Source organism: Flavonifractor plautii ATCC 29863, from assembly GCF_000239295.1.
Taxonomy (GTDB): domain Bacteria; phylum Bacillota; class Clostridia; order Oscillospirales; family Oscillospiraceae; genus Flavonifractor; species Flavonifractor plautii.
On record NZ_JH417685.1, the window covers coordinates 1 to 16,579 of the forward strand.

The 16,579-nt window shown below is 60.5% G+C and carries 16 protein-coding genes, 5 tRNA genes and 1 other annotated feature; of the genes, 16 read left to right on the forward strand and 5 right to left on the reverse strand.

What is annotated here, in order from left to right; translation table 11 throughout:
• Positions 1 to 197: 197 nt before the first annotated feature.
• Together HMPREF0372_RS04900 and HMPREF0372_RS04905 are read right to left on the reverse strand one after the other, a co-directional pair.
• Positions 198 to 1,514, reverse strand: coding sequence for a sodium-dependent transporter (locus HMPREF0372_RS04900; protein WP_007489474.1), 1,317 nt, complete (start codon positions 1,512 to 1,514; stop codon positions 198 to 200).
• Positions 1,507 to 2,070: a GNAT family N-acetyltransferase gene (locus HMPREF0372_RS04905; protein ID WP_007489475.1), complete on the reverse strand. Its 564-nt coding sequence runs from the start codon at positions 2,068 to 2,070 to the stop codon at positions 1,507 to 1,509. Before HMPREF0372_RS04905 ends, HMPREF0372_RS04900 begins: the two co-directional genes overlap by 8 nt.
• Before the next feature lie 221 nt (positions 2,071 to 2,291).
• Between HMPREF0372_RS04905 and HMPREF0372_RS04910 the strand changes: the two genes are divergently transcribed.
• Complete coding sequence (locus tag HMPREF0372_RS04910; RefSeq protein WP_007489477.1) at positions 2,292 to 4,751, forward strand: ATP-dependent helicase; 2,460 nt, start codon at positions 2,292 to 2,294, stop codon at positions 4,749 to 4,751.
• Positions 4,752 to 4,798: 47 nt separating this feature from the next.
• On the opposite strand, the gene HMPREF0372_RS04915 is transcribed toward HMPREF0372_RS04910, so the two are convergent.
• The gene (locus HMPREF0372_RS04915; protein ID WP_007489478.1) at positions 4,799 to 5,425 is read right to left on the reverse strand and encodes an HAD family hydrolase; all 627 of its coding nucleotides are present in this window, start codon (positions 5,423 to 5,425) and stop codon (positions 4,799 to 4,801) included.
• A gap of 70 nt (positions 5,426 to 5,495) precedes the next feature.
• Here HMPREF0372_RS04915 and HMPREF0372_RS04920 point away from each other — a divergent pair, with 70 nt between their 5' ends.
• The 9 genes from HMPREF0372_RS04920 to HMPREF0372_RS04960 all read left to right on the forward strand — a co-directional run bounded on the left by HMPREF0372_RS04920 (position 5,496) and on the right by HMPREF0372_RS04960 (position 10,232).
• Complete coding sequence (locus tag HMPREF0372_RS04920; RefSeq protein ID WP_007489479.1) at positions 5,496 to 6,401, forward strand: DMT family transporter; 906 nt, start codon at positions 5,496 to 5,498, stop codon at positions 6,399 to 6,401.
• A gap of 45 nt (positions 6,402 to 6,446) precedes the next feature.
• Positions 6,447 to 6,694: a binding site (T-box leader), on the forward strand.
• A 71-nt stretch (positions 6,695 to 6,765) separates the two neighbouring features.
• Entirely contained in the window at positions 6,766 to 7,785 is a 1,020-nt protein-coding gene (locus tag HMPREF0372_RS04925) for an ABC transporter substrate-binding protein (protein WP_007489481.1), read from the forward strand.
• Between the two features lie 66 nt (positions 7,786 to 7,851).
• A complete protein-coding gene (locus tag HMPREF0372_RS04930) occupies positions 7,852 to 8,766 on the forward strand; it encodes an ABC transporter permease (RefSeq protein WP_007489483.1) in 915 nt (304 codons plus the stop codon).
• Positions 8,767 to 9,573: an ABC transporter ATP-binding protein gene (locus HMPREF0372_RS04935; protein WP_007489484.1), complete on the forward strand. Its 807-nt coding sequence runs from the start codon at positions 8,767 to 8,769 to the stop codon at positions 9,571 to 9,573.
• Between the two features lie 185 nt (positions 9,574 to 9,758).
• Positions 9,759 to 9,832 (forward strand) — tRNA-Gly (locus HMPREF0372_RS04940).
• A 3-nt stretch (positions 9,833 to 9,835) separates the two neighbouring features.
• Positions 9,836 to 9,912, forward strand: a tRNA-Arg gene (locus HMPREF0372_RS04945).
• 25 nt (positions 9,913 to 9,937) lie between these two features.
• Positions 9,938 to 10,013: transfer RNA gene (locus HMPREF0372_RS04950), tRNA-His, on the forward strand.
• A 65-nt stretch (positions 10,014 to 10,078) separates the two neighbouring features.
• A tRNA-Gln gene (locus tag HMPREF0372_RS04955) sits at positions 10,079 to 10,153 on the forward strand.
• A 3-nt stretch (positions 10,154 to 10,156) separates the two neighbouring features.
• A tRNA-Lys gene (locus HMPREF0372_RS04960) sits at positions 10,157 to 10,232 on the forward strand.
• Between the two features lie 289 nt (positions 10,233 to 10,521).
• Here the strand turns inward: HMPREF0372_RS04960 and HMPREF0372_RS04965 are convergent.
• Both HMPREF0372_RS04965 and HMPREF0372_RS04970 read right to left on the reverse strand, forming a co-directional pair.
• Positions 10,522 to 10,869: a hypothetical protein gene (locus HMPREF0372_RS04965; protein WP_007489486.1), complete on the reverse strand. Its 348-nt coding sequence runs from the start codon at positions 10,867 to 10,869 to the stop codon at positions 10,522 to 10,524.
• A gap of 508 nt (positions 10,870 to 11,377) precedes the next feature.
• A complete protein-coding gene (locus HMPREF0372_RS04970; protein ID WP_009260164.1) occupies positions 11,378 to 11,839 on the reverse strand; it encodes a DUF3879 family protein in 462 nt (153 codons plus the stop codon).
• A 530-nt stretch (positions 11,840 to 12,369) separates the two neighbouring features.
• Between HMPREF0372_RS04970 and HMPREF0372_RS04975 the strand changes: the two genes are divergently transcribed.
• The 6 genes from HMPREF0372_RS04975 to HMPREF0372_RS05000 all read left to right on the forward strand — a co-directional run bounded on the left by HMPREF0372_RS04975 (position 12,370) and on the right by HMPREF0372_RS05000 (position 16,563).
• Positions 12,370 to 12,741 carry a hypothetical protein gene (locus HMPREF0372_RS04975; protein ID WP_007489494.1) on the forward strand — a complete coding sequence of 124 codons (372 nt, stop codon included), beginning with the start codon at positions 12,370 to 12,372 and terminating at the stop codon, positions 12,739 to 12,741.
• Between the two features lie 57 nt (positions 12,742 to 12,798).
• Complete coding sequence (locus tag HMPREF0372_RS04980) at positions 12,799 to 13,830, forward strand: toprim domain-containing protein (protein ID WP_007489495.1); 1,032 nt, start codon at positions 12,799 to 12,801, stop codon at positions 13,828 to 13,830.
• A gap of 39 nt (positions 13,831 to 13,869) precedes the next feature.
• Positions 13,870 to 14,784, forward strand: coding sequence for a hypothetical protein (locus HMPREF0372_RS04985; RefSeq protein WP_007489496.1), 915 nt, complete (start codon positions 13,870 to 13,872; stop codon positions 14,782 to 14,784).
• 37 nt (positions 14,785 to 14,821) lie between these two features.
• Positions 14,822 to 15,547 carry a class D sortase gene (locus tag HMPREF0372_RS04990; RefSeq protein ID WP_007489497.1) on the forward strand — a complete coding sequence of 242 codons (726 nt, stop codon included), beginning with the start codon at positions 14,822 to 14,824 and terminating at the stop codon, positions 15,545 to 15,547.
• Positions 15,548 to 15,639: 92 nt separating this feature from the next.
• Positions 15,640 to 16,221, forward strand: a complete 582-nt coding sequence (locus tag HMPREF0372_RS04995; RefSeq protein ID WP_009260167.1) for an S-layer homology domain-containing protein — start codon at positions 15,640 to 15,642, stop codon at positions 16,219 to 16,221.
• An 81-nt stretch (positions 16,222 to 16,302) separates the two neighbouring features.
• Entirely contained in the window at positions 16,303 to 16,563 is a 261-nt protein-coding gene (locus tag HMPREF0372_RS05000) for a hypothetical protein (protein ID WP_007489499.1), read from the forward strand.
• Positions 16,564 to 16,579 lie beyond the last annotated feature (16 nt).

Here is a 16,579-nt window from a genome sequence, read left to right on the forward strand (position 1 = left end):
TTCAATTTGCGAAAATTATTGTACCTTATCAAATTCTTTGAACAGCCTAAAAAGAAAAGGAACCGGCGTGCCATTTCATTGCGAAATAACACGCCGGTTTTTTAGCAACCCTGTTTGTCAGCCGTTAAGTTAGTATGATTTTGATACTTCCTTATCGGTGTTCACCAAAGCGCGCAGGCCGCTTTTTGCGGGGGAATTCAGCCGATGCCGCCGTAGGCGATGCCCAGAATCCATACCGCCACGGTGAGGAATACATAGAACCGGGCGGTGATGCCGAAAAGGCGGCCGGGGGCCCGGGCCCGGCCCAGAGCCAGCTCGGCCCGGATGTCCTTCATACCCAGCACAAAGTAGATGCACACCGCCACCAGCAGCGCACCGAAGGGAGAGACGTAGATGGTGATGAGATCCATCCAGCCCCCCATGCCCGCCAGGGACTCCAGGAACAGGCCGGGGAGGAAGGCGGCCGCGCCCACCAGGAGGGTGGAAACGGTGCGGGACAGGCGGAAGGTGGAGGTGAGGGCCTCGCCGCAGGCCTCCAGCATGTTCATCAGGGAGGTGATGCCCGCGAAGAACACGGAGACGAAGAAGAGCAGGGCGAAGATGCGCCCGCCGGGCATCTGCTGGAAGATCTGGGGGAGGGTGACGAACATGAGCTGCGGCCCGCTGGTGGGGTCGATGCCGAAGGCAAACACCGCGGGCAGGATGGCGAAGCCCGCCAGCAGGGCGGCCAGGGTGTCCAGTACGGCGGTCATGCCCGCGTGGCGGAGGATGTTCTCGCCCTTTTTCATATAGCTGCCGTAGATGAGCATGCCCGCGCCGTTGATGGACAGGGAGAAGAAGGCCTGTCCCATGGCCATCACCCAGGTCTCCGGGTTGAGCAGATAGCTCCAGTCGGGCCGGAGCAGGTAGAGGTAGCCCTCCATGGCGCCGGGCAGGAAGGCCACCCGGACGGCGATGATGAGGAACAGGATGAAGAAGGCGGGCATCATGACCTTGCTGAGCTTCTCAATGCCGGAGGCCACGCCGAAGATCAGGATGGCGGCCGTCACCGCCACCGCCGCGAAGTGCCAGGGGATGGAGCCGAAGTCCACCGCCAGGGCGGAGAAGAAGCCCTGAGCGTCCCCGGCCAGGACGGAGCCGGTGAGGGAGCCTGCGGCGTACCGCAGCACCCAGCCCACCACCACCGAGTAGCCGATGGCGATGCCCAGCACCCCCAGCAGGGGGATGGCGCCCAGCACCCGGCCGCCCCGGCGGCCCCGCTGCCGGAGCACGTAGTCCAGCGAGCCCATGGCGCCGGTACCGGTGAGGCGGCCCAGGGCGAACTCCCCCGACAGGCCCACATAGCTGAACAGGGCGACGAACAGGAAATAGGGGATCAGGAAGGCGCCGCCGCCGTACTGCCCCACCCGGTAGGGAAAGAGCCAGATGTTGGCCATGCCCACCGCGGAGCCCACCGCGGCCAGCACAAAGCCGATGGAGCTGGTAAACTTGCCGTCGGAACCGGATTTATGCATGATATTCCTCCTCATTGAGCTTGACCATGTGGATGTGGTCCTCCCACACGCCGTTGATGTTGAGATAGCGCCGGGCCAGCCCCTCCGGCCGGTAGCCCGCCTTCTCCGCCGCCCGCAGGGAGGCGGCGTTGCGGGGCATGACGTTGGCCTCCGCCCGGTGGAGCCCCAGCACCCGGAAGGCCCAGCCGGTGCCGTACCGGATGGCCTCGGAGCCGTAGCCCCGCCCCCAGAGGGCGGCGTCGATTTTGTAGGACACGAAGCAGGACTGGAAGGCTCCCCGGACGATCTCGTTGAAGCCCAGCGCCCCGATGATTTTGCCCGGGTGCCGGGGCTGTACCAGCAGGAAGCGGAAGCTCCGCCCCACCTCCGCCCAGCCCAGCTCCTCTGCCAGGCGCTCGGCCTGCCCCTCCTCGGTGAAGAAGTCCTCCGGCTGCACCGGGTCAAAGGGGGCGAAGGCCGCCCGGTTGCGGCGGTAAAAGGCGGCGGCCGGCCGGGCCAGGGCGGGGCCCACCGCCAGAAAGCCCAGCCGGGGGGAGCGGAACACAAAGCGGCGCATGGGATACCTCCTTCCAATCTGCCTAGAGAGGTATTATACCATACCGGAGACGCTTTTGCACTATAAAGTCAAAAAGATTTTGACCGGGGGCAATGCGGTTTTCACATGCAAAAGATTCCATTTCGGAAGGTTGACCTGGGGGGCAGTTTTCGTTACAATAGAGGTATTGAGACAAGAGCCGTCCACCCAGGGGCGGCTCCGCCATTGCCAAGGAGAAAACCATGCTGAACAGAGAAGAGGAACTGCGCTTCTGCAAAGCGCGGCGGGCGGCCATCGCCCTGGACTACCAGAACCTGAACCCGGAGCAGAGGAGGGCTGCCCTGGCCACCGAGGGGCCGCTGCTGCTGCTGGCGGGGGCGGGCAGCGGCAAGACCACCGTGCTCATTCACCGCATCGCCAACCTGATGAAGTATGGCCGGGGATCGGACTGCGATGAGGCGCCCGCCTGGGCCGCCCCCGCAGACCTGGCCTTTCTGGAGGGCTACGTCCAGAACCCCGATCCCGCCCAAAAGGCGGAGCAGGAGCGGCTGTGCCGGGTAGACCCGGCGGTCCCCTGGTCCATCATCGCCATCACCTTCACCAACAAGGCCGCCGGCGAGCTGAAGGAGCGGCTGGAGCGGATGCTGGGGCCGTCGGCCAACGACATCTGGGCCTCCACCTTCCACTCCGCCTGCGTGCGCATCCTGCGGCGGGACATCGACCGGCTGGGCTTCACCAGCTCCTTCACCATCTACGACACCGCCGACTCCGAGCGGGTGATCAAGGACATTGTGAAGGACTTCAACCTGGACGAGAAGGCCTTCGCCCCCCGCTCCATCCTGGGCTATATTTCCCGGGCCAAGGACGCCATGAAGCTGGGGAAGGACTACCTCCAGGAGTGCGAGAAGGCGGGGGACTACCGGCTGGTGAAAATCGCCAAGGTCTACGCCGAGTACGAGCGCCGCCTCCGGGAGGCCAACGCCCTGGATTTCGACGACATCATCCTGGACACCGTCCGCCTGCTCCAGAATTTTAATGACGTTCGGGAGTATTACCAGAAAAAATTCCGCTATGTACTTATTGACGAGTACCAGGACACCAACAACCTCCAGTATCTGCTGGCCTCCACCCTGGCGGGGGGGTACGAGAACATCTGCGTGGTGGGCGACGACGACCAGTCCATCTACCGCTTCCGGGGGGCCACCATCGAGAACATCCTCTCCTTCGAGTCCCAGTACAAGGGGGCGCGGGTGATCCGGCTGGAGCAGAACTACCGCTCCACCAAGAACATCCTGGAGGCGTCCAACGCGGTCATCCGCAACAACGAGGGCCGCAAGGGCAAGGAGCTGTGGACGGAGCACGAGGCGGGGGACAAGGTCCACTGCTACACCGCCATGAACGAGCACGACGAGGCCCAGTTCGTGGCCGCCCAGATCCTCGCCGGCTTCTCCGCGGGCCGGGGCTGGCGGGAGCACGCGGTGCTCTACCGCATGAACGCCCAGTCCAACCAGCTTGAGCAGGCCTTCAAGCGCAACGGCATCCCCTACCGCATCATCGGGGGCATCCGCTTCTTCGACCGGGCGGAGGTCAAGGACATGATGGCCTACCTCTGCGCCGTCAACAACCCCAACGACGATCTGCGCCTGTCCCGCATCATCAACAACCCGCCCCGGGGCATCGGGGCCACCACCGTGGAGCGGGCCCAGGCCATCGCCCAGGCGGAGGGCCGCTCCCTGTGGGACGTGGTGAGCCACGCCAAGGACTTCCCGGAGCTTCAGAAGGCCGCCCCCCGCCTGTCCCAGTTCGCCGAGCTGATGGCGGAGCTGCGGAAGCTCTCCGGCGAGATGGAGCTGCCCGACTTTTACGAGGAGCTGGTGCAGCGCACCGGCTACGCCGTCATGCTGGAGCAGAAGAACACTGTGGAGGACCGTACCCGGCTGGAGAACGTCCACGAGGTGCTCTCCTCCATCCAGAACTACCTGGAGAATGCGGTGGATGAGCCCTCCCTGGCGGGCTTCCTGGACGAGATCGCCCTCTATACCGACCTGGACAGCCACGATCCCAGCGAGGACTGCGTGGTGATGATGACCATGCACTCGGCCAAGGGCCTGGAGTTCCCGGTGGTATTTGTGGTGGGCGTGGAGGAGGGCATCTTCCCCGGCATCCGCGCCATCGGCGAGGCCGAGGAGATGGAGGAGGAGCGCCGCCTGTGCTACGTGGCCATGACCCGGGCCAAGGAGAAGCTCTATATGACCTGCGCCTCCCAGCGCATGCTCTTCGGCCGCACCAACTCCAACCGGCCCTCCCGCTTTTTGGGGGAGATCCCGCCGGAGTATGTGGAGAAGTCGGGCCGCCTGCCCTACGCCGAGCGGGCCGAGCGGGAGGCCGAGCGCCCCGCCCGACGCCCGCCGTTGCGCCGCACCTTCGACCGGGGCTTCTCCATGGGCTCCGCCGCCGCCCCGGCCTCTGCCGGCGCGCCCGCCCCCGACTGGAAGAGCCCCGCGGCTGGGCGGGCCCCCGCCGGTGGGGCCCTGCCCGGCTTCAAGATGGGGGACAGCGTCCAGCACAAGGCCTTCGGCCGGGGCCTCATCACCAAGGTTACCCCCATGGGGGGCGACGCCCTGGTGGAGATCGCCTTCGACAGCGTGGGCACCAAGAAGCTGATGCTCAAGTCCGCCTCCCAGTACATGAAGAAGGTCTGAGCCGCAGCCCCAGACCTATAAGGGCGGCCCTTGCGGCCGCCCGCCCCCTACAGCAGCTCGGTGAAGCTGGTGATGTACCGGTCACAGAACCCTCGCATCTCCGCCTCGTAGGAGGCGTAGAAGGGGTCAAACACCCCCACGGCCCGGATGCCCACAGCCTGGGCCGCCCGGCAGGCGCCGGGGGAGTCCTCGAAGAGGGTGCAGTCCCCGGCCTCGGCCCCCAGCAGGGCCAGGGAGCGGGTGAAGGCCTCCGGGTTGCGCTTCTCCAGGCCCAGCTCCTGGACAAAGATAATCTGCCGAAAGTATCCCTCCAGCCCGTGGCGGGTCAGGGCGGCCCGGCACAGCTCGGGCACGCAGGCGGTGAGGAGGGCCATGGGCTCCCCGGCCGCGGCGCACTGGGCCAGGAACGCCTCCGCCCCCGGCTTCATGGGCACCTCACGGGCGTAGGCGTCCCGGGCCATGTCCAGCCACTCGGCCATGATGGCCTCCGGCGTCATGTCCAGGCAGTAGTAGTCCTTGGTGAACTGGGCGGCGATGGGGAAGATGGAGTGGCCCACGGTGTCGCTGTATTCGCGGGTGGGGGTGAGCCCCCGGCGGGCCAGAAAGCCGTTGTCAATCTCCACCCAAACGCCGTTGGAGTCCACCAGCGTGCCGTCAAAGTCGAATAAATGCATGCTCAAACCCTCGTTTCCCGGTGAATGTGTGTAAACCTGATTTTATCATAGTCAAAGGAGAGGTACAACCATGACCGAACACAAAGAGAGCAGCGTCCTGGCCCGCTTCGCCAGCCCGCTACTGATCCTGGCCACCATCATCTGGGGCAGCTCCTTCGTGGTGATGAAGTCCAGCGTGGACGTGCTGCCCACCTTCTGGCTGCTGGCCATCCGCTTCTCCTTCGCGGCCCTGGTTCTGGCGGTGGTGTTCATCCGGCGGTGGAAGGTGCTGGATAAGCAGTACCTGATCGGCGGCACGGTGATGGGCTTCTGCCTGTTTCTGGCCTACACCTTCCAGACCTTCGGCCTGGAGCAGACCACCTCCGGCAAGAACGCCTTCTTTACCGCCGTCTACTGCGTCATCGTCCCCTTCCTGTACTGGTTCATCGCCAAGCGCCGCCCCGACCGGTTCAACCTGATTGCCGCCTTCCTGTGCATCGGGGGGATCGCCCTGGTGTCCATCACCGGGGACAACGCCTCCGCCTTCAACATGGGCGATGTGCTCACCCTCATCGGCGGCTTCTTCTTCGCCGCCCACATCGTGGCCGTGTCCAGGTACTCCGAGGGACGGGACATCTTCATCCTCACCACCCTCCAGTTTGCCTCCTTCGCCCTCTTTTCCTGGCTGGGGGTACTGATCACCCGCCCGGCGCTGACGCCCGGGGTATTTGACAGCAGCCTGATCATGGGCCTGGCGTACCTGGTCATCTGCGCCTCCTGCGGCGCCCTCCTGTTCCAGAACATCGGTCAGAAGTACACCGCCCCCTCCACCGCCGCCGTGCTCCTCTCCCTGGAGGCCCCCTTCGGCGTGTTCTTCTCCATCCTCTTCGCCAATGAGCGGCCCACCCCCCTCATGTTCGTGGGCTTTGCGCTGATCTTCATCGCCGTGGTGTGCTCCGAGACCAAATTCTCCTTCCTGCGCAAAAAAAAGAGTTGACAAAGCCGGAACAGGTGCGTATAATACGGTACAACAACCACACATGGTAAACCAGTGAGGAAGAGAAGTACCCGGCGTTTCCGATGCAAAGAGAGTCCCGGAGGGTGGAATCGGGATCAGAGGAGACCGGCGAATGGCCTTCCGAGGGCGGCTTGAACGGGCAACCTAGTAGATGCCGACGGGACCCCACCCGTTATCCATCGGGCACGCATGATGGTGCGTGAAGCGAGTGGACGTCATTGACGTCAATTTGGGTGGTATCGCAGAAGTGTTGAAACGCTTTTGTCCCAGCAATGGGGCAGAAGCGTTTTTTTTACATCCTGCACCATCTGCCGCCCCAATTTTTGATTGGGAGGAACCAAACATGAAAAAGCTGAATCGGATCCTGTCTCTCTCCGCCGCGGCCGCGCTGGCCCTGTCCCTCTCTGCCTGCGGTGCGCAGGGGGAGCCGGTGGAGTCCGGCACTGCCGCTCCCGCCACCGGTGAAACCTATAAGGTGGCCGTGATCAAGCAGATGGATCACGCCTCCCTGGACGAGATCGCCAACGCGATTACCGCCCGGCTGGACGCCATCGCGGAGGAAAACGGCATCACGATCGAGTATGAGGTGACCTCAGGCCAGGGCGATCAGACTGTCCTGCGCCAATTGTCCGACCAGGCCATTGCCGACGGTGTGGACGCCATTATCCCCATCGCCACCACCGCCGCCCAGGTGGCCGCCGTCTCCGCTGAGGAGAGCAAGACCCCGGTGATCTTCGCCGCCATCTCCTATCCGGAGACCGTGGAGCTCACCGGCATGGACTACGTCACCGGCACCAGCGATGCCCTGGACACCAATCAGATTCTGGACATGATGTTTACCCAGAATCCGGACATTGGGTCTGTGGGCCTGCTCTACTCCCTGTCCGAGCCCAATTCCGAGGTGCCCATCGCGGATGCCAAGGCTTATCTGGACGCCAAGGGCGTGGCCTACACCGAGGCCACCGCTAACACCAACGACGAGGTCATCGCCGCCGCCAGCTCCCTGATTGCCGACGGAGTGGACGCCGTCTTCACCCCCACCGACAACATCATCATGGCCGCCGAGCTGGCCATCTATGAGGACTTCATCGCCGCCGGCATCCCCCACTACACCGGGGCCGACTCCTTCGTGCGCAACGGCGCCTTTGCCACCTGCGGCGTCAACTACACCGACCTGGGTGCCGAAACGGCCGATCTGGCCTACCAGGCCATGACCGGGGGCATGGACGGCCTGGAGGACTATTACCAGGTGGCGGGCGGCCTGATCACCGTCAACTCCGAGACCGCCGCCGCCCTGGCCATCGACCCCGCCGTCTTTGAAAGCCTGGGACAGGTCACCACCGTCACCACCACTGAGGACTGAGATCAAACCAAAGCCAGCCCCCCGGCTCCCGCCGGGGGCGCTGGCCTGTGAAAGGAGCGTTTTTCCGTGCTCTACGTCGCCCAAACCGCCCTGGAGCTGGGCTTCCAGTACGCTCTGGTGGCCATGGCCCTGTTCCTAAGCTACCGGGTGCTGGACATCGCCGACCTGACCACCGACGGCTGTTTCGTCCTGGGCTGCGCCGTGTCGGTGACCCTCACCGCCGCGGGACACCCCTTCCTGGCCATCCCCGCCGCCATGCTGGCCGGGGCCTGCGCCGGGTTTGTCACCGCCTTCCTCCAGACCAAGCTGGGAGTGCCCTCCATCCTGGCGGGCATCGTCACCAACACGGGGCTGTATACCGTAAACCTCATGGCCATGGGCTGGAAGGCCAACCAGTCCCTGCTCAAGCAGGATACCATCTTCACCCTCTTCCGCGCCACCGGCATCGGCGGCGACTGGAACCCCATCCTCCTCTCCGGGGGGATCACCGTGCTGGCGGGTGTGCTGCTGGTGGCCTTCCTGGGCACCCGGCTGGGCCTCAGCATCCGCGCCACCGGCGACAACCGGGACATGGTGCGCTCCTCCTCCATCAACCCCAATTTCACCATCACCATCGGCCTGTGCGTGGCCAACGCCCTCACCGGCCTGTCCGGCGCAGTAGTGGGCCAGGCCCAGAAGACAGCTGACATCAACAGCGGCACCGGAATCGTGGTCATCGGCCTGGCCTGCCTGATTATCGGTGAGACCATCGTGGGCCGGGGCGCCATGTTCCGGGGAGCCATTGCGGTAGTGGCGGGCAGCATCCTCTACCGTCTCGTTTACGCTCTGGTGCTTTACACCAAGGTGGTGCCAGTGGACTGCCTCAAGCTGGTGACCGCCTTGGTGGTGGCCCTGGCCATCGCGGCCCCCTCCATCCGGCAGTGGTGGGCTTTCCAGACCAGAAAGCGCCGCGCCCTGGCCGGGCGAAAGGGGGAGAAGTAAATGCTGGAACTGAACAAGGTCTCCAAGACCTTCAACCCCGGCACCGTCAACGAGAAGAAGGCCCTGGACGGCTTGTCCGTGACTCTGGCCGAGGGAGACTTCGTGACCATCGTGGGCTCCAACGGCGCGGGCAAGTCCACCTTCTTCAACGCCGTGGCGGGGGACTTCTTTGTGGACGAGGGCTCCATCCGCCTGGACGGGGCGGACATCACCTATCTGCCCGCCTACCGCCGCAGCCGCCAGATCGGCCGTCTGTTCCAGGACCCCATGCGGGGCACCGCCCCCCACATGACCATCGAGGAGAACCTGGCCCTGGCCTATCTCCGCACCGCCAAGCACCAGCGTGCCTTCTTCAGCCGGGTCTCCAAGGCCGACAAGGCGTTCTTCCGGGAGCAGCTCGCCCGGCTGGACATGGGCCTGGAGGACCGGATGCGCCAGCCGGTGGGCCTCCTCTCCGGCGGTCAGCGGCAGGCCCTGACATTGCTCATGGCCACCATGGTGCCCCCCAAGCTGCTCCTGCTGGACGAGCACACCGCCGCACTGGACCCTGCCACGGCGGAGAAGGTGCTCCGCCTCACCCGGGAAATCGTGGAGGGGGAGCGCATTACCTGCCTCATGATCACCCACAACATGAAAAACGCCCTGGAGCTGGGCAGCCGAACCTTCATGATGGATGCCGGACGGGTGGTGCTGGACATCGGCGGAGAGGAGCGTAAGGGCCTCACCGTGGACGATCTGCTGGAGCGCTTCCGTGCCGGCGCGGGGAAGAACCTGGACAACGACCGCATTTTGCTCTCCAACGACTAGAAAAATGCCGCCCAAAGGCGGCATTTTTTCCGTGTCTGCGGCAGCGGGGCCATGTATCCCCGGCTGCGACGGGAGTAGGCCGATGGCGGTGGAAAAAGTGCGAGATCTTTCGAAAAAAGCATTGACAAGAATGCGGAGATATGCTATTATTTTCTGGCTGACATGCCAAAGAGATCAGCGCCCATGCGGGTGTAGTTCAATGGTAGAATCCCAGCCTTCCAAGCTGGTCGCGTGGGTTCGATTCCCATCACCCGCTCCATAAGCGCCTGTAGCTCAGGTGGATAGAGCAACTGCCTTCTAAGCAGTGGGTCAGGGGTTCGAGTCCCTTCAGGCGTGCCATCGTTTTCTAAAGCCATTCGATATGGTGGGTGTAGTTCAGTTGGTAGAGCATCGGATTGTGGTTCCGAGTGTCGCGGGTTCGAGTCCCGTCACCCACCCCATAAGCCCTTAAGGCGGAAGGGCCGGAGCGTCCGCTCCGGTCCTTTGCTTTTAGAACCAGCCAGATTGGGGTGTAGCCAAGTGGTAAGGCACGGGACTTTGACTCCCGCATTCGCTGGTTCGAGCCCAGCCATCCCAGCCAAATGACTCGTTAGCTCAGTCGGCAGAGCAACTGCCTTTTAAGCAGTGGGTCCGGGGTTCGAATCCCCGACGGGTCACCAAAATGTGTAGACAAAAAAGATACACGTCAGAAACACCGCACGGAAGTGCGGTGTTTCTGCCATTTTAGAAGGTTTTAGAGGAAACTAGCACAAAAAAGTTTAATTTTAGAAGTCAGAGCAAACTTTTTCAAAGAAGGGCCCTGGGGGTGATGCAAAATCCAGTTTTTAGGGAAGTGAGTGTTTCGAACTCCTCCGCATTTTCTTATGTGTGATAAAGAAGTAATAGAAGTGTAAAAAATTTTGCCGTTCCTATCCGGCACTTAGCTATTGTGTCGGATAGGTCGGGCAGTTATTGGGGCAAGCCCACCTTGCCAACAAAAGTCTCAATATCTTGTCTGCGGGGCTTGTTTTCGTCATAGCCCGTCCAGGATGGGGCGGGTCTTGGAATAGGCAAGCACCTGCCGTTGCAGCCCCTTTTCCCGTTCAGCCTCTTTTCCACATTTTTCAGCTCTGTAATGCTTTTCTGCATGGCGGTATAGGCTGCGGAACAGGCTTCGTCCAATTTCTCCGGGGAAGAAAAGCCGGACTGCTGGTAGGCAGTAACGGTAGCCGCCATCTGCTTTAGGTTGTGCTTTGCCGCCCAGCGGTCATAGCCCATGCCTTTGCCCTCGGCTCGCTTGGCTTCCAGATCAACCATGCGCTGCAAGGTGTTGGCTACTGGGGTGGTTTTGAAGCTTTCTCCCTCTGTAACGGCTCTTTGACAGCGGCAGGGTATTCGGGTAATAGCAGAAAAACAGGGTGTGGAGCGGAACTATTTTTGAAAAATCCGAAAAAATATTTTGAGGGATTTTCAGCAACACAAGCCGCATGGCAGGGTTTGGGGAAGTCACTCCCCAACAAGATTCCCGCAGGGGCAAAAATGAGCAGAAAGTGAATTTTGGCACCTCGGTAGAATCTTGCTCTAAGAAACTGCCGGACTGCCGCTCACTTCCTACTGCCACTTTTTCGGGCTTCACTCCTTACTACTGGGCATTTGGAAATTTGCCAAACAGACAACAAAAAAGCAGCAAATCGGTTTCAGATTTACTGCTTCATGTGCCACTGTGGGGCGGCGGATATTCAGTTGTAAATAACAAAAGAGGGCGGTAGCATTTTGGGCTACCCTCCTACAAATGGATAGTTGTAATATTACTATTCCAACCACATCATATTAGTATATTCATGCCTGATTTGTAGTCATCCAAGATATCGGGCTTGACTGGCTTTCCCCAATTCCATGAGGGGTCTCGCTGATGTACATACTCTCCCAACCGGTCAGCCTCTTGCAGACTAATCTGATTTAATGTCCACCCAGCGGCAGCTCGTTCTTCGGGTGGCAATGACATAACGTAATCCTTTATAATTTCGCTCTCAATCTCTCCACCACTCATGCCGCCGTTCTTTTCCATTCTCTCAAACACCAAAGATTTTATCTTATTTGCAACGCCCTCGTCAACAGGGACAATGCGGCGAAAATCCGTTCGACCTGTAATATCCATTCCCTCCGGACAATATGGGTTAACATGACCCTTTGGCGGCAAAGAGCCATTTGGAAGTTTAGGGGTTAAGTGCGAATTTTGAACCTTATAATTTTGTTGCACAAATCGTGTCATTCCTGTAATCGTCATAAGAACACCTCCAAATAATAATAAACCCTGTTTTAAGAATAACTGTCATAACCATAGTTTACAGTTATACGAGCCGTTGCTGCAGAAACATCCCCTACAGATATAATCGGCACTTTTGTCAAAAATATAATATCCGCACAAGATTTTATCGTTACAAAAACACAAATTTATTCTGCTTGTTTAACAAAGAATTTTATCTGCTTTATTATATTTATCGCATGATTTTTAAAAAATGAAACACATAACAAAAAATGTAACCCGGAATAGTGGGCTGCTATCTATCAAATTTTTGTTTGTTACTTTATGACATATGAGCATTCGGCCAGGGCATGCAAGAAGAAAAATCAAGCCGCCTGTTGGCCTCAGAATACCTGAAGCCCACAGGCAGCTTTTTTCATTCCCCGCAGCACTGTTCCTTTTAGTGCTTATGCTTCGTCTGTTCGCCATTCCTTGATGGTGTTGGTAATAGCTTTTCCCTGGCTTTCCGGCTATACTTGCGTTGCAAACGACAAGAAGGAGGCCGACAGACTATGGCAGAGACGAAAAATTTATGCGCCCAGATTCCTCTGGAGCTCCACGCCAAAGTATGCGGTGAGCGGGAGCAGCGGGAACAGACCACCAGCCAGTACATCACAGAGTTACTCATGGAATACTACAAGATGAAAGAAAATGGAGGTAAGACGACTATGGCGAACAATGGCAGCAGGACGATGGCCTTCCAAATCCCGGAGGAACTGTTCCAGCGGATCAAGCAGCACCTGGAGCGCGAGAGCGCCCGCAGTGGCCGCAAGGTGACCCAACGGGAGTTCGTCCTGAGTCTGATCGAGGAGGCCCTGGAACAGGCTGAGGAGGAAGCCGCAGAGGAGGAGGCCACGCAGGAAAAGTGTGGTGAGGACGCATAGCAGCCGGAGTGCGCCCCCAAACAACCCTATAACATAAGTCAGAGAAAGCCCCCCAGGGTGCCCGAACGTAGAATCGGGTACCCTGGGGGGCTTTTTGCGCTTCTGTGGAAGGAGGGAAAAACCATCGAGCAACAGAAGAACCGCTTTACAGACGCAGAAATGGAGATCGCCAAAGAGACCGATCTCCCAGACCTGCTGGAGTCCCTGGGCTACCAGGTCAGGCGGGTCGGCCGCTACCATACCACCAAAGAGATGGACAGCCTGCGTATCAAGAACCGCCGCACCTGGTTTCGTTACTCAGAGGGCGTCGGTGGAGACGCCATCACCTTCCTCCAGCGGTTCTGCGGCAAGAGCTTCCCGGAGGCGGTGGAATATCTGCTTGACTACCATGGCTGGGCGCGGGATTCCCCCGCCCCTCAAAAGTCGGTGCCGTCCAAAGGCCAGGACAGACAGAAGGATGAGCCCCCGCCTCCCTTTGCCCTGCCACTCCCCAACACGGATCAGCGGCGCGTGTTTGCCTATCTTCAAAAAAGGGGCATCGCGCCCCAGGTGATCCGGGGATTTATCCAGGCAGGACTGCTGTACGAGGACGCCGAACACCACAACTGCGTGTTTGTGGGGCGGAACAGGTCTGGAACTCCGGTGTTCGCCAGCAAGCGCGGCACCTATGACCGGAGCGGCCCCGGCTTCAAAGGCGACGTAACTGGCAGCGACAAGAATACGGCCTTCCGCCTCCCCTGCCGTCCGGAGTTGAATGCGGTTCTTGTCTTTGAAGCCCCCATTGACCTCATGAGCTATTGTACCCTGCACCGGCAGGTCACCAGCAACGCGGTGGCCCTGTGCGGACTCCATGAGGGGGCGCTGGATACATACCTGCGGGAGAATCCGCAGCTCAGGCACATTGTCCTGTGCCTGGACGCAGATGAGCCGGGCCAGTCTGCAGTGGAACGCCTGCGGGCCAAGTACGAGGCCGCAGGTTACATGGTGCAGTCCCGGACGCCTCCTTGCGGCAAGGACTGGAATGAGTATTTACAGCAGCGAGGCCCCATCCGGGAAAGGGGGGATCTGCGACAGACTGTAACCAGATGATCATTCAGGCTGAAAAGAACAAAACATGGAGGAACGATCATGATCAAACACCTTTTGACGACCCTGTGCGCCCTGGCCCTGGTCACAACTGGGAGCATCCCCGCCCTGGCCGCCGAGGCGGATACCGGCGAGAGCGCCCGCTATTACCCCATCTCAGTGGAGGAGTACACCTACGGGGAACAGAATGAGCCCCGCATCAACAAGGTGTATCAGCTCTCCCTCTCAGACGATCCCTCCGGTATCCCCAGGTCGGACTTTGTGCGGAATGGGCGGCTGTATTACCTGCTGGATATGACCCGGAAGGATGAGGTGGGGGTGGACACCAAGCCCCATACTGAGACCGTCACCCGCCCCAGCGATACCGACAACATGGAGGAGATCCTCCAGGGGCTGGAGGCCGAGTTGGAGGTCACCACCGAGGAAGGGTACATCGGGGTGCTCCGCCTGGACCACACCAGCGTCCAGGTGACCACAGACGGCTACGCCACCAAGACCCGCAATCTCTCCGCCACCCGCACTTACCCCAATCTGTCCGACGCGGATCTGGCCCTGATCCCCAAGTCCATCGAGGACAACGGGAAGGAGCTGACCCTGGCGGATGTCCAGTGGAGCAGCTCCGAGCAGACGGACGGCGCGGGCGGCACAGTTACCCGCTACACCGCTACAGCCAGCTACACCGGCACCAGCAGCTACCAATACGCCACCGGCTACACAGTCACTGCCAACTACACCGGCGAGGTGGCCAAGACCGGCTGCAGCGTAGTGACCTATACCGCCATCTTCGGCAGTATGGAGGCCCCGGAGGAGTCCACAGAGCCTGAGTCGGGCAGCAGTACAGCGTCCGCAGGCGTGGATCTGTCCACCCTGAAGCTGCCGCTGTTGATCGGCGGCGGGATCGCCGTACTGGCGGCCAGCGGTGCGTTCGTATTCAAGAAGCTCAAGGAACGGAGGTGAGTTTCAATTGAAACTGCGCGTCTTTCTGCTGACGGCAATGATATGCACCCTGTGCGTTGGTCAGGCCAGCGCGCTGGAATACACGATGGACGCCCCAGAGGATCACCTGTTCGGCAGGCCCACCAGCGATGATACGATCTATGAGTGGGAAGATCCCAATGTGGACCGGAGCAAGAACACAGCCCTGATCCCGCCCGGCTTCGGCAGCCCAACCAGCTATCTCCCCGGCTCCGGCACAGCCCTGACCCCCAACCTGGTTCCCGGTGCGTTGGAGGGCGGCGGCCTGGTATCTCAGACAGGGAGCATCACTTATCCGACTGTGGACAGCGGCGGCAACTGGAGCGGCCCATCGTTTACCGCCGTCACAAGCGATCTCTACTACTCCGGCGGATACCTGGGGACGCTCAAGATCCCGGCCATTGGCCTGTCTGTCAGGGTCTATGAAGGAACGGACAGCGGAACCCTGGCCAAAGGGGCCGGTCACTTCCCCGGCACCAGCATCTGGGATGGGAATGTTTGTGTTGCAGGCCACAACCGGGGTGTACGGGATGACTTTGGAGACCTGCACACCCTGAAGCCAGGTGATACCGTTACCTGGACCACCAAGCTGGGGACAAGGACCTACGAAGTTGTTTCGGTGGAAAAGGTGCTCGAGACCGACACCAGCGGCACCACATCCACCAGCGACAACCGACTCACCCTTTATACCTGTGTCAAAAACCAGCGGGCTTACCGCTGGTGTGTCACCGCTGTGGCCAAGTAATGCTGTCTGCCGATTTCGCTCGACTTTCCACCAAAACAGTGGTATGGTTCGGAGTGTAGACCCCCACTACACAGGAAATGGAGGAAGCGAGTATGAAACATAGGAAATCGGTATCCCTGCTCCTGGCTGGCGTCACCACCGTGGCCATGCTGACCGGCCCTGTCCAGGCGGCAGAAGCCCCCAGTCCCCAGGAGCTGGCCGCCGCCCGGCTGCAGTCCGAGGGGCTCATGAAGGGAGATGAAAACGGCGAACTGCACCTGGAGGACGACCTGACGCGGGCGGAACTGGCCTGTCTGATCAGCCCCATCATCCTGAACCCGGAGCACGTGGCCTGGGAAACGGAGTGGTACACCCGGATGTGTACCACCAATTTCAACGATGTTCCTGAATGGGCACAGGTCGCTGTGGGCGTGTGCGCCTCCATGGGTACAATGGCCGGATACGGAGACGGCCTGTTTGGCCCCTCAGATCCGGTCAGCCCGCAAATGGCCTGCACGGTTATGCTTCGCTACCTGGAACAGGATGGCTGGACCTACGATACCGCCTGTGAAAAGGCAGCGGAACTGGGGCTTGCCCCAGCGGGATCGCTGGAAGGAGACGCCATCACCCGTGGGGATATGGCTATCCTGCTGACCGGCTCCCTGGACTACCTGGCATATCTGCAAACCCTGTAAGAAAATACTGCGTTTTTCCAAAACGGCCCCTGGTGCGCACCAGGGGCCGTTATTCTGCGTTTTAAGGAGGAGATCTCAACCATGAAAAGGCGATTACTGTCCCTGTTCCTGGCTTTTGTGACCATACTCAGTCTCCTGCCCACGGCGGCCTTTGCGGCCAGCTCTGAGGAGGATGCCTTGGGCGAAGTGGACATCTATAACGGCGACTATGAGCTGGGCTACCTCGCCATCAACGGCGCGGTCAAAAAGCAGAAATATACCTACTTTTTATACGAATCCAATGATGGGAGCACCAAGGAATCTCCTGCGTACTGCGTTAACCCGGTGCGCCTTGTTCCTTGACAATCTGCGTAGAAAT

What these genes read in the sequence shown, in the direction of transcription:
- HMPREF0372_RS04900 (WP_007489474.1), bottom strand. Translation starts at nt 1,514, where the DNA reads ATGCATAAATCCGGTTCCGACGGCAAGTTTACCAGCTCCATCGGCTTT.
- HMPREF0372_RS04905 (WP_007489475.1), bottom strand. Translation starts at nt 2,070, where the DNA reads ATGCGCCGCTTTGTGTTCCGCTCCCCCCGGCTGGGCTTTCTGGCGGTG.
- HMPREF0372_RS04910 (WP_007489477.1), top strand. Translation starts at nt 2,292, where the DNA reads ATGCTGAACAGAGAAGAGGAACTGCGCTTCTGCAAAGCGCGGCGGGCG.
- HMPREF0372_RS04915 (WP_007489478.1), bottom strand. Translation starts at nt 5,425, where the DNA reads ATGCATTTATTCGACTTTGACGGCACGCTGGTGGACTCCAACGGCGTT.
- HMPREF0372_RS04920 (WP_007489479.1), top strand. Translation starts at nt 5,496, where the DNA reads ATGACCGAACACAAAGAGAGCAGCGTCCTGGCCCGCTTCGCCAGCCCG.
- HMPREF0372_RS04925 (WP_007489481.1), top strand. Translation starts at nt 6,766, where the DNA reads ATGAAAAAGCTGAATCGGATCCTGTCTCTCTCCGCCGCGGCCGCGCTG.
- HMPREF0372_RS04935 (WP_007489484.1), top strand. Translation starts at nt 8,767, where the DNA reads ATGCTGGAACTGAACAAGGTCTCCAAGACCTTCAACCCCGGCACCGTC.
- HMPREF0372_RS04965 (WP_007489486.1), bottom strand. Translation starts at nt 10,869, where the DNA reads ATGGTTGATCTGGAAGCCAAGCGAGCCGAGGGCAAAGGCATGGGCTAT.
- HMPREF0372_RS04970 (WP_009260164.1), bottom strand. Translation starts at nt 11,839, where the DNA reads ATGACGATTACAGGAATGACACGATTTGTGCAACAAAATTATAAGGTT.
- HMPREF0372_RS04975 (WP_007489494.1), top strand. Translation starts at nt 12,370, where the DNA reads ATGGCAGAGACGAAAAATTTATGCGCCCAGATTCCTCTGGAGCTCCAC.
- HMPREF0372_RS04985 (WP_007489496.1), top strand. Translation starts at nt 13,870, where the DNA reads ATGATCAAACACCTTTTGACGACCCTGTGCGCCCTGGCCCTGGTCACA.
- HMPREF0372_RS04990 (WP_007489497.1), top strand. Translation starts at nt 14,822, where the DNA reads ATGATATGCACCCTGTGCGTTGGTCAGGCCAGCGCGCTGGAATACACG.
- HMPREF0372_RS04995 (WP_009260167.1), top strand. Translation starts at nt 15,640, where the DNA reads ATGAAACATAGGAAATCGGTATCCCTGCTCCTGGCTGGCGTCACCACC.
- HMPREF0372_RS05000 (WP_007489499.1), top strand. Translation starts at nt 16,303, where the DNA reads ATGAAAAGGCGATTACTGTCCCTGTTCCTGGCTTTTGTGACCATACTC.